We start from the raw sequence: 14620 nt of genomic DNA, 5'->3' as shown, positions 1-14620 counted from the left end.
TTCGGAAAGGACGGTTCCGCATGACCACCTCCAGGCCCGGCGCCCGTACCGCAGGAGGGCTCGGCCGGCTGTGCCGGGGGCTCCTGCTGCTGCCGGCGTTGCTCATCGGGCTCGCCGGGGCCCCCGCGCACGCGGCGCCCGCCGCCGCGCAGGCACCCGCCTTCAACGTCATCGCCTTCTACAACGGCACCTGGGACGCGGCGCACATCAGCTTCGTCCAGGAGGCCAACCGGTGGTTCCCCGCCACCGCGGCGGCCAACGGCTTCACCTACACCTCCACCAACGACTGGGGACGGCTCGCCGGCATCACCCCGGACCAGTACCAGGTGGTGCTCTTCCTCGACGACGCCCCGCAGACCGCCGCCCAGCGCACCGGATTCGAGCGCTACATGCGCGCGGGCGGTGCCTGGATGGGCTTCCATGTCTCGGCGTTCACCACCGAGGCCCAGCAATGGCCCTGGTACTACGACGAGTTCCTCGGCAGCGGCAACTTCAGGTCCAACACCTGGGGACCCACCACCGCGACCCTGCGCACCGAGGACCGCACGCACCCCTCGACCACCTCGCTGCCCGCCACCTTCGCCTCGTCGGTCAGCGAGTGGTACGCCTGGCAGAACAACCTCCGCGCCAACCCGGACATCAAGGTCCTGGCCTCCGTGGACCCGGTGAGCTTCCCACTGGGGACGGACCCGGACCAGTCCTGGTACAGCGGCGACTACCCGATCCTGTGGACCAACACCCACTACCGGATGCTCTACGCCAACTTCGGTCACAACGCCATGGACTACGGCTCGAACACGACCCTGTCCTCGACCTTCGCCAGTGAGACGCAGAACCGGTTCGTGGTGGACGGGCTGAAGTGGCTGGGCGGGAAAGGGGGAGCGCCCGGCCCCGAGGACCCGGCCTCCGGCACCTCCGTCCACGCGCTCGTCTCCGAGGCGAACGGCACCTGCGTGGACGCGCGGGCGGCGGCCACCGCCAACGGCACGGCGATCCAGCAGTACACCTGCAACGGCACCGCCGCCCAGCGCTACCGGTTCACCGCCACGGACGGCGGCTACGCCCGGATCTCCCCGGCGGCCGACACCCGGCAGGCCGTCGACGTGGTGGACGTGTCCACCGCCGACGGGGCCCCGGTGCAGCTGTGGGCCTACGGGGGCGGGGCGAACCAGCAGTGGAAGCCGGTACGGGAGGCCTCCGGCGCGTACCGCCTCACCGCCCGGCACAGCGGGAAGTGCCTGAGCACCCCGGCGTCCGGCGCGGCCGGCGTCCAGCTGGTCCAGCGCACCTGCGACGGCTCGGCCGCGCAGCGGTTCCGGCTGGCCGTCCAGGGCTGATCCCGGCGGGTGCGGAGGGTGTCTTCACATCTTCCGCACCCGCCGTTATCCGATCGTCAGGTAAATCCGTCCGCTATGTGGGCGCTCCTCTTGCCTTGCGGACTGTATGCGAAATACGGTCTGCGATATTCGTTGATCACCCCATGGCGGGAGGTAGGCCCTCGTGCGCCGAAAAGCGGTTGCCCTGGCGGCGGTTGTCTTGGTGTCCCTCACCTCGGGCTGCGCGTCGTTGCAGTCCTCGGCGACCGAGGTCGGCGGTGTACGCACCACCGACGACCGGTCCGTACGCGACGGCGGGACACTCACCGTCGCCCTCAACTCGGACCCGGACAAACTGGACCCCACACTCGCCCAGACCCTCGTCGGCCGCACGGTCTTCGCGGGCATGTGCGAGAAGCTCTACGACATCGACCGGAGCGGGGCGCTCGTGCCGCAGCTCGCTGCCGCACTCCCCACCACCTCGTCCGACGGCCGCACCGTCACCCTGAAGGTGCGGCACGACCTGACGTTCAGCGACGGCACCCGGCTCGACGCCGCGGCCGTCGTCACCTCGCTGCTGCGCCACCGCGATCTGCCCGGATCCGCGCGCGGCACCGAACTCGCCCCGGTCACCTCCATCGAGGCCACCGGCCGCTACACCGTGCGGATGAGGCTCAAGCAGCCCTACGTACCGCTCACCGGTGTCCTCGCCGACCGGGCCGGGATGGTGATGTCACCGACCGCGCTCAAGAAGTACGGGAAGAACTTCACCAACCACCCCTCCTGCGTCGGCCCCTTCCGCTTCGTCGAGCGGGTCGGCGGCGACCGGATCGTGCTGAAGAAGGACCCGCACTACTACGACGCGGACAAGGTCCACCTCGACGGCGTCGTCTAAAAGCCCATACCCGACGGCAACGTCCGGCTGGCCAACCTGCGCTCCGGCGACCTCCAGGTCGGCGACCAGATGGGCCCCGTCGACGTACAGAGCGCCCTCACCGAACCGAAGCTCCAGCTCTTCAACTCGCCCTCCCTCGGCTACCAGGGCATCGGGCTCAACGTCGGCAACGTCGACGGGCTGGGCAAGAAGCCCGGAAAGCTCGACACCCCGATCGCCCGTGACGTACGCGTCCGGGAGGCGTTCGAGCTGGCCATCGACCGCGACACCCTCAACAGGGTCGTCTTCCAGGGCATGTACGAACCGGCCTGCGGTCCCATCTCCCCGCAGTCCGCCATCGCCCCCGGCATCAAGCCGGCCGACTGCCCCGGGCGCGACGTCGCCAAGGCCAGGAAGCTCCTGAAGGAGGCCGGGGTGAAGACCCCGCTCAGGATCGAGCTGAAGACCTCCACCACCCCCGAACAGGGGCGCGTCGGGCAGGTCCTCCAGGCCATGGTCAAGGAGGCGGGCTTCGACCTCTCGCTGCGGCCCACCGAGTACGCCACCATGCTCTCGGAGACCGACGACGGGAACTACGACGTCTTCACCAGCGGCTGGTCCGGCCGGCTCGACCCCGACGGCAACGTCTCCAACTTCCTCAGGACCGCCGGCGCCATGAACGCCTACGGACTCGGCGACCCCGCGATCGACAAGCTCATCGCGGAGGGCAGCACCGTCTCCGACCCGGCCCGGCGCACCGAGATCTACGACGAACTCACCCGGCGGGTCAACGACGCCCACGCCCTCATCTACCTCTACCGGCAGAAGAACTACGTCGTCGCCACCAAGGACGTCGCGGGCATCCGCGTCTACGGCGACGGACTGGTCCGGGTCACGACTGCGGGGTACACCCGATGACGAAATATCTGCTGACGCGCCTGCGCCAGTCCCTGATCACCCTCTTCCTGGTCTCCGTCGTGGTGTTCGCCGGCATCCGGGCCCTGCCCGGCGACCCGGCCCTCGCCCTCGCCGGCGAGGAGCGCAGCCCCGAGGCGCTCGCCGCGATCCGGTCGGCGTACGGCCTCGACGACAACCTCGTCGTGCAGTACGCCCGGTTCATCGGGCACGCCCTCACCGGCGACCTCGGCACCTCCTCGCGCACCGGGCTCCCGGTCTCCGACGCCATCGGACAGGCCCTCCCGGTCACCCTGGAGCTGGCCGCGCTCTCGCTGCTGCTCGCCGTGGTCCTCGGCATCGGCGCCGGGGTCGTCGCCGCCGTGCGGCGCGGGAAGCCCGAGGAGTGGATCGCCAACGTGATCGCGCTGATCGGGCTCTCCATCCCCACCTTCTGGCTCGGCATCGTGCTCGTCCTCGGATTCGCCATCGCGCTCCCGGTGTTCGCCGCCTCCGGCTACGTACCCTTCGGCACCGACCGGGTCGACAACCTGCGCCGCATGGTGCTGCCCGCCATCGTGCTCGGCTCCGGACTCGCGGCCGTCGTGATGCGCCAGACCCGGGCCGCGATGCTCGACTCGCTCTCCGCCGACTACGTGCGCACCGCCCGCGCCAAGGGGCTGTCCAAGCGGTCCGTCGTCGGCGGCCACGCCCTGCGCAACTCGCTGGTCACCGTCGTCACCGTGCTCGGCCTCCAACTCGGGCACCTGATCTCCGGCGCGGTCGTCACCGAGCAGATCTTCGTCCTGCCCGGCTTCGGCAAGCTCACCATCGACGCCGTCTTCACCCGCGACTACGCGACGCTCCAGGCCGTGGTGCTCTGCACCTCCGCCGCGTACATCCTCATCAACCTGCTGGTCGACGTGGTCTATTCGGTCATCGACCCGCGCATCCGGCTCGGAGGTGCCCGGTGACCACAGCGACCCCAGTGCTCCCCACCGTCCCGCCCACCGCCAGGAGGCGGACCGGCGGCGGACGGCTGCGCGCCCTGCGCAGGAACCGCCTCGCCCTCACCGGCGGCGTCATCGCGGCCGTCTTCGTCCTGGCCGCGCTCCTGGCCCCGCTGATCGCCCCGTACGACCCCTCCCAGCCCAACTTCGGTAACGTCCTGGCCGCGCCGGGCGGGTCCCACTGGCTCGGCACCGACGATCTGGGACGCGACCAGCTCTCCCGGATCGTGTTCGGGGCGCGCGCCTCCATGCAGGTCGGCCTCGTCGCCGTCGTGCTCGCCTTCGTCGTCGGCGTACCGCTGGGCCTCGTCGGCGGCTACTACGGCAGGTTCGCCGACGGCGCCGTCTCCCGGCTCACCGACACCATGCTCGCCTTCCCGTTCCTGGTGCTGGCCGTCGGCCTGGCCGCGATCCTCGGCCCCTCCCTCACCAACGCCACCATCGCCATCGGCATCTCCCAGATCCCCGCCGTCATCCGCATCACCCGGGCCGAGACACTGCGGCTCAAGCACGTCGACTACGTCGGCGCGGCCATCGCCAACGGCGGCGGCGACGGGACCGTGCTCTTCCGGCACATCCTGCCCAACGCCACCTCCGCCCTGATCGTCCAGGCGACCGTCGGCATCCCGGCCGCCATCATCGGCGAGGCGCTGCTCAGCTTCCTCGGCCTCGGTGTCCAGCCGCCCGACCCCTCCCTCGGCGTGATGCTCTCCGGCGCCCAGTCCTTCCTGGCCCCCGCTCCCTGGCTCGCCGTCTTCCCCGGCCTGGCGATCGTCGCGGCGACCCTGGCCTTCAACCTGCTCGGCGACGGACTGCGCGACGTCCTCGACCCCCGTGGAGGCACCCGATGACCGAGACCGTGCTCGCACCCGCACCGGAACCGGTGCGCGAACCCGTCCTGAGCGTCCGCGACCTGTCCGTCTCCTTCCGCTCCGACACCCGCACCGTGCACGCCGTCGACGGTGTCTCCTACGACCTGCACCCCGGCGAAGTCCTCGCCGTCGTGGGGGAGTCGGGCTGCGGCAAGTCCGTCACCTCGATGGCCGTGATGGGCCTGCTCCCGCCCACCGCCCGCCTCGGCGGCTCCATCCGGCTCGGCGGCCGGGAACTGGTCGGCGCGCCCGAGAAGGCGCTCCGGAAGATCCGCGGCAAGGACATCGCGATGATCTTCCAGGAGCCCATGACCTCCCTCAACCCGGTCCTCACCATCGGCCGGCAGATCGGTGAGGTGCTCCGCAGGCACCAGGGGCTCAGCCGCAAGGAGGCCCGGGAGCGCTCCGTCGACCTCCTCGACCTGGTCGGCATCCCCGCCCCGCGCAGCCGTATCGACGAATACCCCCACCAGCTCTCCGGCGGGATGCGCCAGCGGGTGATGATCGCCATCGCCGTCGCCTGCGACCCCTCCGTCCTCATCGCGGACGAACCCACCACCGCGCTCGACGTCACCGTGCAGGCCGGCATCCTCGAAGTCCTCCAGTCGCTGCGCGAACGGCTCGGCACCGCCATCGTCCTGGTCACCCACGACCTCGGCGTGGTCGCCGACGCGGCCGACCGGGTCCTGGTGATGTATGCCGGACGCTCCGTCGAACAGGCCCCCGTCCACGACCTGTTCGCCACCGCCCGGCACCCCTACACCCGGGGCCTGCTCGGCGCCGTCCTGCGCCCCGGCGGCGAGGGCAAGCGCCGGCTGCCCGAGATCCCCGGCCTGGTGCCCAGCCTCGACAGCCAGCCCGACGCCTGCACCTTCGCGCCGCGCTGCGGCCGCGCCGACGACAGCTGTACGGCCGGCCGCCCCGGCTTCCGGGCCGTGGACCGCACCGCCGGGACGAACGCCGCGCACCGGGCCGCCTGCTGGCACCCGTACGCCGCCGACGAGACGACCGACGCCCGCCCGGCCACCCCCGCCCCGCTCGCCCGAACCGACCAGGAGGCCGGACAGTGACCGCAGCACAGACCGCCCCCGCCCCGCGCGACAGCGCCGGGGACACCGCGGACCCCCAGCAGCCCGTGCTGCGGATCGACGCCCTGGAACGGCACTTCGGCGCCTCCGGCGGAGGCACCGTCCGGGCCGTGGACGGCGTCTCGATCACCATCGGGCGCGGCGAGGTCGTCGGCCTGGTCGGCGAGTCCGGCAGCGGCAAGTCGACCGTCGGCCGCTGCGCCGTACGACTCGACGAACCCACCGGCGGCACCGTCCACATCAACGGCACCGACATCACCCACCTGTCGCGACGCGCCCTGCGCCCCCTGCGCAAGGACTTCCACCTGGTCTTCCAGGACCCCTCCTCCTCGCTCGACCCGCGCATGACCATCGGCCAGATCGTCGCCGAGCCGATCAGGCTGCACCGCCGGGCCCGGGGCGCCGCCGTGCGCCAACGCGTCGAGCAGCTCCTCGCCCAGGTCGGACTGCGCCCCGAGCACGCCGACCGCCACCCGCACGAGCTCTCAGGAGGCCAGCGCCAGCGCATCTCCATCGCCCGCGCGCTCTCCTGCGACCCGGACCTCGTCGTCGCCGACGAACCGACCTCCGCGCTCGACGTCTCCGTCCAGGCATCCGTCCTCAACCTGCTCGCCGACCTCCAGCGCGACCGCGGCTTCGGCTGCCTGTTCATCACCCACGACCTGGCCGCCGTCGAATTCCTGGCCGACCGGATCGCCGTGATGTACCTCGGCCAGATCGTCGAACAGGCCTCCACCGCCGACCTGTTCGCCGCCCCCAAGCACCCCTACACCCAGGCGCTGCTCTCCGCCGCGCCCGTCCCCGACCCGGCACTCCAGCGCTCGCGCGAACGCATCGTGCTCCACGGCGAGCTGCCCAGCCCCCTGGACCCTCCGCCCGGCTGCCGCTTCCACACCCGCTGCCCGCTCGCCACCGAGCGCTGCCGCACCGAGGTCCCCGCCCTGCGCGAGCTGCCCGGAGGCCGCCAGGTCTCCTGCCATCTCGTCACCGACGACGGCACCGCCCCGGACGCGGCCGGCTGACCTCCCGTACGTACCATCCGGACCACCGGCCACAAGAACCCCGCACGTCGCAGCAAGGAGCCGCATCCGTGTTCACCACCCGGCCCACCCTCCAGGGCACCTTCGGCATGGTGTCCTCCACCCACTGGCTCGCCTCGCAGTCCGCGATGGCCGTCCTGGAGGACGGCGGCAACGCCTACGACGCCGCAGTCGCCGCCGGATTCGTCCTGCACGTCGTCGAACCCCACCTCAACGGGCCGGCCGGCGAGGTCCCCATGATCCTCGCGCCGAAGGACGGCGAGGTGCGGGTGCTGTGCGGCCAGGGCCCCGCCCCCGCCGGGGCCACCACCGCCCACTACCGCGCGCTCGGCCTCGACCTCGTCCCCGGCACCGGACCGCTCGCCGCCGCCGTGCCGGGCGCCTTCGACGCCTGGATGCTGCTCCTGCGCGACCACGGCACCAAGACCCTCGCCGAGGTGCTGCGGTACGCCATCGGCTACGCCGAGGACGGGCACGCGCCCGTCGAGCGCGTCGGCCAGACCGTCGAGACCGTCCGCGAGCTCTTCGAGACCGAGTGGCGGACCTCCGCCGATGTCTACCTGCCCGGCGGCAGGTCCCCGCAGCCCGGCGAGCTGTTCCGCAACCCCGCACTCGCCGCGACCTGGCGCCGGCTGATCGCCGAGGCCGAGGAGACCGGCGGCGACGACCGCAGCGCGCAGATCGAGGCCGCCCGCGCCGTCTGGCGCGAAGGCTTCATCGCCGAGGCACTGGTCCGCCAGGCCGCCGTCCCCACCATGGACACCAGCGGCACCCGCCACACCGGCACCCTCGCCGCCGCCGACCTCGCCGGCTGGTCCGCGTCCTACGAGGCCCCCGCCACGTACGACTGGAACGGCTGGACGCTCGCCAAGGCCGGCGGCTGGAGCCAGGGCCCCGCCTTCCTCCAGCAGCTCGCCCTCCTCCCCGCCGAGCTGCCGGCGTACGGCTCCGCCGCCTACGTCCACCTGCTCATCGAGGGCTGCAAGCTCGCCATGGCCGACCGCGAGGCCTGGTACGGCGACGCCGCCGACGTACCGCTCGGCGCGCTGCTCTCCGAGCCGTACAACACCGCCCGCCGCGCCCTGATCACCGACGAGGCCTCGCACGAACTGCGTCCGGGCAGCCCCGACGGCCGCACCCCCGTGCTGAGCGCCCACGCCCACGCGGTCGCCGCCGGTGAGTCCGGCTTCGACGCGATGGGCATCCCGGCCGCCGGCGTCGGCGAGCCGACCGTCGCCAAGGAGGGCGCGGGGGAGCCGACCGCCACGGCGGACCGGGCGGGCGAGCCGACGGTCGCCGGGAACGGCGCGACCCGGGGCGACACCTGCCATGTCGACATCGTCGACCGCTGGGGCAACATGGTCTCCGCCACCCCCAGCGGCGGCTGGCTCCAGTCCAACCCGGTGGTGCCCGAGCTGGGCTTCCCGCTCGGCACCCGGCTCCAGATGGCCTGGCTGGACGAGGGACTGCCCAACACCCTCACCCCCGGCAGGCGCCCGCGCACCACCCTCACCCCGTCCCTCGCCCTGCGCGACGGCGTCCCCGTGATGGCCTTCGGCACCCCGGGCGGCGACCAGCAGGACCAGTGGCAGCTGCACTTCTTCCTCGCGGTCGCCCTGCGCTCCGAGGTCCGCGGCGGCCTCGACCTCCAGGGCGCCATCGACGCCCCGAACTGGCACAACGACAGCTTCCCCGGCTCGTTCTTCCCGCGCGGAATGCGCCCGGGCAGCGTCACCGTCGAGGCGGGCATGGACCCCGGGGTCGTCGAGGAACTGCGCCGGCGCGGCCATGACGTCACGGTCGGCGACGCCTGGTCCGAGGGCCGGATGTGCGCGGTCGCCCGCGACCCGGAGACCGGGGTGCTCTCGGCGGCGGCGAACCCGCGCGGCATGCAGGGGTACGCCGTCGGACGCTGACCGGCCACCTTCCGGTCATGACCGGGTCGCCGGCGTCCGCGGCGCCCGTGCTTAGCTGGGGGCATGATCGATGACTTTCTTGCCGGAGACCTGACCGAGGTCGAGGCGGCGGTCCGCGCAGCGGCCGCCGCCGAGATCATGCCGCGCCACCGGCAGCTCGCCGCCCACGAGATCATCGAGAAGAACGGCCCGCACGACCTCGTGACGACCGCCGACCGGCTCGCCGAGGAGCACCTCACCGCCTCCCTGAGCCGGATCCTGCCCGGCTCCGTAGTCGTCGGCGAGGAGGCGGTCCACGCCGACCCGAAGGTGTACGGGGCGCTGGGCGGCGACGCGCCCGTGTGGATCGTCGACCCGGTCGACGGCACCCGCCAGTTCGTCCGGGGCGAGACGGGCTTCTGCACCCTGGTGGCCCTCGCCCACCGCGGCGAGCTGCTGGCCTCCTGGACGTTCGCCCCCGCCCGCGACGAACTGGCCGTCGCCGTGCGCGGCAAGGGCGCGACGGTCAACGGCACCCCGATACGGTCCGGCTCGCCCGCCCCCGGCGCGGTGCTCCGCGTCGCGATGTCGCACCCCGACTACACCACCGACGCGCAGAAGCGGGCCCTGCTCGGCCTGCGCACCGAAGGCATCGAGGCCCGCCCCTGCGGCTCGGCGGGCCTCGAATACCTCGCCGTGGCCCGCGGCGACCTGGACGGCATCGCCTTCAACTGGGAGTACGCGTGGGACCACGCGGCGGGGCTGCTCCTGGTCACCGAGGCGGGCGGCACCCAGGCCACGCTGTCCGGCGCGCCGTTCCGTGTGACCGGTGGCAACGACCTGCCCTTCACCGCCGCCCGCGACCGCGCGACGGCCGACCGCATCCTGACCGCGCTGCGCGCGGACCTCTGAGCGGCGGTACTCCTTTCAGAGCTCCAGCAGCTCACGGGTCAGTGCGGCGAGGCGCTTGCGGGCCTGCGGGTCATAGGCCTGGTCGTGCGCGGCCGAGTCCGTGAACCGGTCGAAGTACCGGCCGCTGACCTCGGCCAGGGCCGGGTCCGTGATCAGCCGGACCGTGGGACGCACCCCCTCCTCGACGGGGACGGCCGGTGTCAGCCCGTACGCCCGCACCCCCTCGGTGTCCATCAGATGCGCCGGGTGCAGCGCGTTGAAGGTGACCCCGCTGCCCGGCGTCTCCTCGGCGGCCAGGTCGAACGTCGACATGATCATCGCGAGCTTGCTCCGGCAGTACGCCTCGAGACCTTCGTAGCCCCGCTCCATCATCACGTCGTCGAAGTCGACGGGTGACTGGCCCACCGAGGCCACCTGGACCACCCGCGCCGGCGCCGAGGCGGTCAGCAGCGGAAGCAGCTCGCGGATCAGCAGATACGGCGTCAGATAGTTCACGGCGAACCGGAGTTCATGCCCCTGGGCGCTGAGCTCGCGGCGCAGCGGCTCCGCACCGCCGCCGGCCACCGCGTTGTTGACGAGGGCGTCGAGCCGGGGCTCGGCCGCCCGGACGGCGGCGGCCAGGGAGCGGACCTGGTCCAGGTCGGACAGATCGGCGAGATAGGTGCGGACCTCGCCGCGCCCGGCCGAGATCCCGCGGACCTCGGCGGCGGCCCGGTCGAGCCGCTCGCGGTCGCGGCCGTGCAGCAGCAGCGTCGCGCCGCGCCCGGCCAGGTCGCGTGCGAGGTGGAGCCCGAGGCCCTGGGTGGCGCCGGTGATGAGGACGGTTCCGTCGTAACGCGTTTCCGCGCCGGTTGTGTTCATGGGCTGAGTTATATCAAGACATTGATATGAACACCATGCCTGTCTCATGTTCGTCTTCTGCTGTATGCCCGTGGCTGTACGCTCGCGGGCATGGGAATGACCGCCGGCGACCGCCTCGGCGCGGACATCAAACGCGCAGAACAGGCCCTCATGGCAGCCAAGAGCGCCGCACTGAGGGGCGCCGATCTGAGCGTCGCGCAGTACGCGGCGCTGTTCGCGCTCGCCGACAACCCCGGGATCTCGGGGGCGGCCCTGGCACGGGCGTGTCTGGTGACGCCTCAGGCGATGGCGGCGGTGCTCAAGCACCTGGAGGAACGCGGGCTGATCGTCAGGTCCGCCCACCCGTGGCACCAGAAGATGCTGGAGACCCGGCTGACCGAGGCCGGGACCCGGACCCTGCGGCTGGCCGACGAGCAGGCGGTACGGATCGAACGCCGCATCGCGGACGAGTTCAGCCCCGAGGAGCGCGACACCCTGCGCGAACTGCTCGCCCGCTGCGTCACCGCCATCCGGCGCGACTGAGCCGCCCGGTCAGCCCGCCGTCGTCCGCAGGACCGCGCGCACGTCCCGTACGACCCCGGCGGCCGTCTCCACCGCCGCAGGGTCCAGCCCCCGCAGCGCCTCGCCGGTCCGCTCCTCGAAGTCCGCGGGGGTGTCCGGCAGGGCGGCGGCCGCCGCCAGCGCACCCTTCTCGTTGAGGCACCAGGTGCGGTGGTGGGCGTGCAGGGACTGGGCCAGGATGCCGAAGGCCCGCGAGAGGCAGAGCGAGACATGCAGCCGGTCGCCCGCCGGGGCCGACTTGCGGGCCGACGCGACCGAGAACTTTGCCTCCCAGGCCGCCTCGGCGAGCGCCTGCCGCAGCGGCTCCGGGTAGTGGGCCGTCTGCCGCTGAAGCGCCGTCAGCTCGCCGTGCGGATCGGCGAGTACGCGGCCGAGGGCGACCTCGCCCGGATAGGCGGGCGACCAGAACCCCAGCGGATGGCCGGGCTGGATGCCCACCTCGTAGCGCCCCTGCCGGCAGCCCGACCAGACCTCCTCGACCCGGTCCAGATCGCGCAGGATCCAGTCGACCTGCACCCCGTCCACGCGCAGCCAGGCCCCGCCGTTGACCCACGGCCCCCAGCCCCCGGGCCCGGCCACCTCGACCGGGGAGCCCTGGAAGGAACCGGCCAGCGCGGCCAGGGCGGCGGTGTCCGGGGTGCCCCGGTAGTAGAGGCCCAGATCCCAGTCGGAGTCGGGGCGATGGGTGCCCCGGGCCCGGCTGCCGCCGAGGACCACGGCCCGGATCCCGGGCAGTTCGGTGAGCCGTCCGGCCATGTCGTCGATCCGGCGGCGCAGTACGGAATCGTCCGGCGGCCGGGTGGGCTTCTCGTCGCTCATCGGACGGGGACCCTACCCGCCCCCGTGCTGTCGGTGCCTGTGAATATCCTGGGTGCTCAGACCGTCGGCTGACAAAGGAGTCCGAAGGTGCCGTCGATGCTCGATGCAGTCGTCGTGGGGGCAGGGCCCAACGGACTGACCGCCGCGGTCGAACTGGCCCGCCGCGGCTTCGCCGTGGAGGTCTTCGAAGCCGGGCCCGCCGTCGGCGGCGGAGCCCGCACCGAGGAGCTCACCCTCCCCGGCTTCCGCCACGACCCCTGCTCGGCGGTCCACCCCCTGGGCATCGGCTCGCCCGCCTTCGACGCGATGCCGCTCGCCCGGCACGGCCTGGAGTGGCTTCAGCCGAGGCTCGCCCTCGCCCACCCCTTCCCGGACGGCTCCGCCGCCGTGCTGGCCGCGTCGGTGGGGGAGACGGCGATGGCGCTGGGGCCGCGGGACGCCGGGGCGTACCGACGGCTGGTCGCCCCCTATCTCGGCCACTGGGACACCCTCGCCCAGGACTTCCTGCGCACCCCGTGGGACGGACTGCCCCGCGACCCGTACCGCTACGCGCGCTTCGGCCTCGACGCGATCCAGCCCGCCGCGCTGCTGTCCCGCCGCTTCCGGGACGCGAAGGCGCGCGGTCTGATCGCCGGCCTTGCCGCCCACGCCATAGCGCCCGGCACCGGTCTCGCGACGGGCGGTGTCGCGCTGCTCTTCGCGCTCGCCGCCCACGAGCGCGGCTGGCCGGTGCCGCGCGGCGGCTCCCAGGCCATCTCCGACGCCCTCGCCTCCTACCTGCGCGAACAGGGCGGCACCATCCGTACGGACACGGAGGTCAAGCGGCTCGACGAACTGCCGCCGGCCCGCGCCTATGTCTTCGACACCTCCCCGACGGCGCTGGCCAGGATCGCCGGGCTCGGTCACGCCTACCGGGGCTACCGCTACGGCGCCTCCTGCTTCAAGATCGACTACGCGCTGTCGGGCCCGGTCCCCTGGACCGCCCCGGAGGCCCGCAGGGCCGGCACGGTCCATGTCGGCCCCACGGCCGCCGAGATCGACTCCGCGCTGCGCGCCGCCGTCGGAGGCCGCGACCCGCGCGTGCCGTTTCTGATCACCGCCCAGCCCAGCCTGGTCGACCCCACCCGCGCCCCCGAGGGCAAGCAGGTGTTCTGGGTGTACGGACATGTCCCGGCGGGCTGGCGGGGCGATGCCACCGACGTCATCGAACGCCAGCTGGAGCGGTTCGCCCCCGGCTTCCGCGACCTGGTGCTCGCCCGCGCGGTCACCGGCCCGCCCCAGCTCGCCGCCCGCAACGCGAACTACGTGGACGGCGACATCGCCTGCGGCGCCTTCTCCGGACTGCAGACGGTGATCCGCCCCAAGCTCGCCCGGGTGCCGTACGCGACCGCGCACCCCGCGGTCTTCATCTGCTCCTCGGCCACCCCGCCCGGCCCCGGCGTGCACGGGATGTCCGGACACCACGCGGCCAGAGCCGTCTGGCGGCGGCTGCGGGAGACGGGGCCGTCCGCCGGCCATTGACCCCGGTCTTGCGCGGTCGCCCGCGCGGCACGCCTCCGTACGGGCATGATGGGCCGCATGCCCAGCCCCTCCGCAGTCACCGTCACCCTCGTACGGGGAGACATCACCCGGCAGTCCGCCGATGTCGTCGTCAACGCCGCGAATTCCTCCCTGCTCGGCGGGGGCGGGGTGGACGGCGCGATCCACCGGCGCGGCGGCCCCGAAATCCTGGCCGCCTGCCGGCAGCTGCGCGCCTCGCAATACGGCAAGGGCCTGCCTACGGGCCGGGCCGTCGCCACCACGGCCGGGAAGCTGGACGCCCGCTGGGTCGTCCACACGGTCGGCCCGGTCTGGAGCGGCGCCGAGGACCGCTCCGCGCTGCTGGAGTCCTGCTACCGCGAATCCCTGGCCGTCGCCGCCGAGCTGGGGGCGCGCACCGTCGCCTTCCCGGCCATCTCCACCGGCATCTACGGCTGGCCGATGGACGACGGGGCCCGCATCGCCGTGCGTACGGTGCTGGCGTGCGCGGCCGCGCCCGTCGAGGAGGTGCGGTTCGTGCTGTTCGACGCGCACGCGTACGTGGAGTTCGAAGAGGCGCTCGCGGCAGCCCTGGCCTGAGCGCCCTGCGGGGGCGCGGGGCGCTCAGGCCGCCCGTGCGGGGCCCACACCCTCCACGTCGAAGGTCACCTGGTCCTCGTAGCACCACCACCAGGTCTCACCGGGCTCGTAGGAGCGGATGAGAGGGTGCCCGGTGGCCGCGTTGTGCGCGGTGGCGTGCTTGTTCTTCGAGGAGTCGCAGCAGCCGACGTGCCCGCAGCCCTGGCACTCGCGCAGATGCACCCAGGTGTCCCCCTGCTCGACACACTGCGTACAGGAATCGGGACTGTCCGGGGTGACGCGCCGCACCTGGTCGAGATGCGAGCAGATCAGCGCGGACGACGCGTCCGTCATGTGGGATCTCCCTTGCGTTCCGTGGCG

The 14620-nt window shown here is 73.0% G+C and carries 13 protein-coding genes and 1 pseudogene; 11 read left to right on the top strand and 3 right to left on the bottom strand.

Translation table 11 applies throughout. The features are described 5' to 3' along the window. Positions 1–20: 20 nt before the first annotated feature. The 8 genes and pseudogenes from RLT58_RS05110 (at position 21) to RLT58_RS05075 (ending at position 9901) form a co-directional block, all read left to right on the top strand. Positions 21–1337, top strand: coding sequence for a ThuA domain-containing protein (locus tag RLT58_RS05110; RefSeq protein WP_311309185.1), 1317 nt, complete (start codon positions 21–23; stop codon positions 1335–1337). Between the two features lie 385 nt (positions 1338–1722). Then, positions 1723–3108, top strand: a pseudogene (locus tag RLT58_RS05105) (ABC transporter substrate-binding protein). After that, a complete protein-coding gene (locus RLT58_RS05100; RefSeq protein ID WP_311309184.1) occupies positions 3105–4058 on the top strand; it encodes an ABC transporter permease in 954 nt (317 codons plus the stop codon). The pseudogene RLT58_RS05105 and the gene RLT58_RS05100 overlap by 4 nt, the downstream one beginning before the upstream one ends. Positions 4059–4072: 14 nt before the next feature. Further along, a complete protein-coding gene (locus tag RLT58_RS05095) occupies positions 4073–4945 on the top strand; it encodes an ABC transporter permease (protein WP_399131828.1) in 873 nt (290 codons plus the stop codon). Continuing rightward, on the top strand, positions 4942–6036 hold the full coding sequence (locus tag RLT58_RS05090) for an ABC transporter ATP-binding protein (protein WP_311309183.1): 1095 nt from the start codon (positions 4942–4944) through the stop codon (positions 6034–6036). The genes RLT58_RS05095 and RLT58_RS05090 overlap by 4 nt, the downstream gene beginning before the upstream one ends. 65 nt (positions 6037–6101) lie before the next feature. Then, entirely contained in the window at positions 6102–7076 is a 975-nt protein-coding gene (locus tag RLT58_RS05085; RefSeq protein WP_311314419.1) for an ABC transporter ATP-binding protein, read from the top strand. Positions 7077–7144: 68 nt separating this feature from the next. Continuing rightward, complete coding sequence (locus RLT58_RS05080; protein WP_311309182.1) at positions 7145–9010, top strand: gamma-glutamyltransferase family protein; 1866 nt, start codon at positions 7145–7147, stop codon at positions 9008–9010. 63 nt (positions 9011–9073) lie between these two features. Next, the gene (locus RLT58_RS05075) at positions 9074–9901 is read left to right on the top strand and encodes an inositol monophosphatase family protein (RefSeq protein ID WP_311309181.1); all 828 of its coding nucleotides are present in this window, start codon (positions 9074–9076) and stop codon (positions 9899–9901) included. A gap of 15 nt (positions 9902–9916) precedes the next feature. Here RLT58_RS05075 and RLT58_RS05070 read toward each other — a convergent pair whose 3' ends face one another. Next, complete coding sequence (locus RLT58_RS05070; RefSeq protein ID WP_311309180.1) at positions 9917–10762, bottom strand: SDR family NAD(P)-dependent oxidoreductase; 846 nt, start codon at positions 10760–10762, stop codon at positions 9917–9919. 90 nt (positions 10763–10852) lie between these two features. Here RLT58_RS05070 and RLT58_RS05065 point away from each other — a divergent pair, with 90 nt between their 5' ends. Next, positions 10853–11284 carry a MarR family winged helix-turn-helix transcriptional regulator gene (locus RLT58_RS05065; RefSeq protein ID WP_311309179.1) on the top strand — a complete coding sequence of 144 codons (432 nt, stop codon included), beginning with the start codon at positions 10853–10855 and terminating at the stop codon, positions 11282–11284. Positions 11285–11293: 9 nt separating this feature from the next. Here the strand turns inward: RLT58_RS05065 and RLT58_RS05060 are convergent, their stop codons facing one another. After that, a complete protein-coding gene (locus tag RLT58_RS05060) occupies positions 11294–12079 on the bottom strand; it encodes a nucleotidyltransferase domain-containing protein (protein ID WP_311314418.1) in 786 nt (261 codons plus the stop codon). A 150-nt stretch (positions 12080–12229) separates the two neighbouring features. On the opposite strand from RLT58_RS05060, the gene RLT58_RS05055 reads away from it, so the two are divergent. Both RLT58_RS05055 and RLT58_RS05050 read left to right on the top strand, forming a co-directional pair. Further along, positions 12230–13663, top strand: a complete 1434-nt coding sequence (locus tag RLT58_RS05055; protein ID WP_311309178.1) for a phytoene desaturase family protein — start codon at positions 12230–12232, stop codon at positions 13661–13663. 57 nt (positions 13664–13720) lie between these two features. After that, entirely contained in the window at positions 13721–14260 is a 540-nt protein-coding gene (locus RLT58_RS05050; RefSeq protein ID WP_311309177.1) for an O-acetyl-ADP-ribose deacetylase, read from the top strand. Positions 14261–14284: 24 nt separating this feature from the next. On the opposite strand, the gene RLT58_RS05045 is transcribed toward RLT58_RS05050, so the two are convergent. Next, a complete protein-coding gene (locus tag RLT58_RS05045) occupies positions 14285–14593 on the bottom strand; it encodes a UBP-type zinc finger domain-containing protein (RefSeq protein ID WP_311309176.1) in 309 nt (102 codons plus the stop codon). Positions 14594–14620: the final 27 nt, after the last annotated feature.

The sequence above is a fragment of the Streptomyces sp. ITFR-16 genome (assembly GCF_031844705.1).
Taxonomy (GTDB): domain Bacteria; phylum Actinomycetota; class Actinomycetes; order Streptomycetales; family Streptomycetaceae; genus Streptomyces.
This window is presented reverse-complemented; position numbering and strand designations above follow the sequence as displayed.

Excerpts from the sequence above, each read along its gene's own strand:
- RLT58_RS05110 (WP_311309185.1), top strand. The coding sequence starts at position 21 with ATGACCACCTCCAGGCCCGGCGCCCGTACCGCAGGAGGGCTCGGCCGG.
- RLT58_RS05100 (WP_311309184.1), top strand. The coding sequence starts at position 3,105 with ATGACGAAATATCTGCTGACGCGCCTGCGCCAGTCCCTGATCACCCTC.
- RLT58_RS05090 (WP_311309183.1), top strand. The coding sequence starts at position 4,942 with ATGACCGAGACCGTGCTCGCACCCGCACCGGAACCGGTGCGCGAACCC.
- RLT58_RS05075 (WP_311309181.1), top strand. The coding sequence starts at position 9,074 with ATGATCGATGACTTTCTTGCCGGAGACCTGACCGAGGTCGAGGCGGCG.
- RLT58_RS05070 (WP_311309180.1), bottom strand. The coding sequence starts at position 10,762 with ATGAACACAACCGGCGCGGAAACGCGTTACGACGGAACCGTCCTCATC.
- RLT58_RS05065 (WP_311309179.1), top strand. The coding sequence starts at position 10,853 with ATGGGAATGACCGCCGGCGACCGCCTCGGCGCGGACATCAAACGCGCA.
- RLT58_RS05060 (WP_311314418.1), bottom strand. The coding sequence starts at position 12,079 with ATGGCCGGACGGCTCACCGAACTGCCCGGGATCCGGGCCGTGGTCCTC.
- RLT58_RS05050 (WP_311309177.1), top strand. The coding sequence starts at position 13,721 with ATGCCCAGCCCCTCCGCAGTCACCGTCACCCTCGTACGGGGAGACATC.
- RLT58_RS05045 (WP_311309176.1), bottom strand. The coding sequence starts at position 14,593 with ATGACGGACGCGTCGTCCGCGCTGATCTGCTCGCATCTCGACCAGGTG.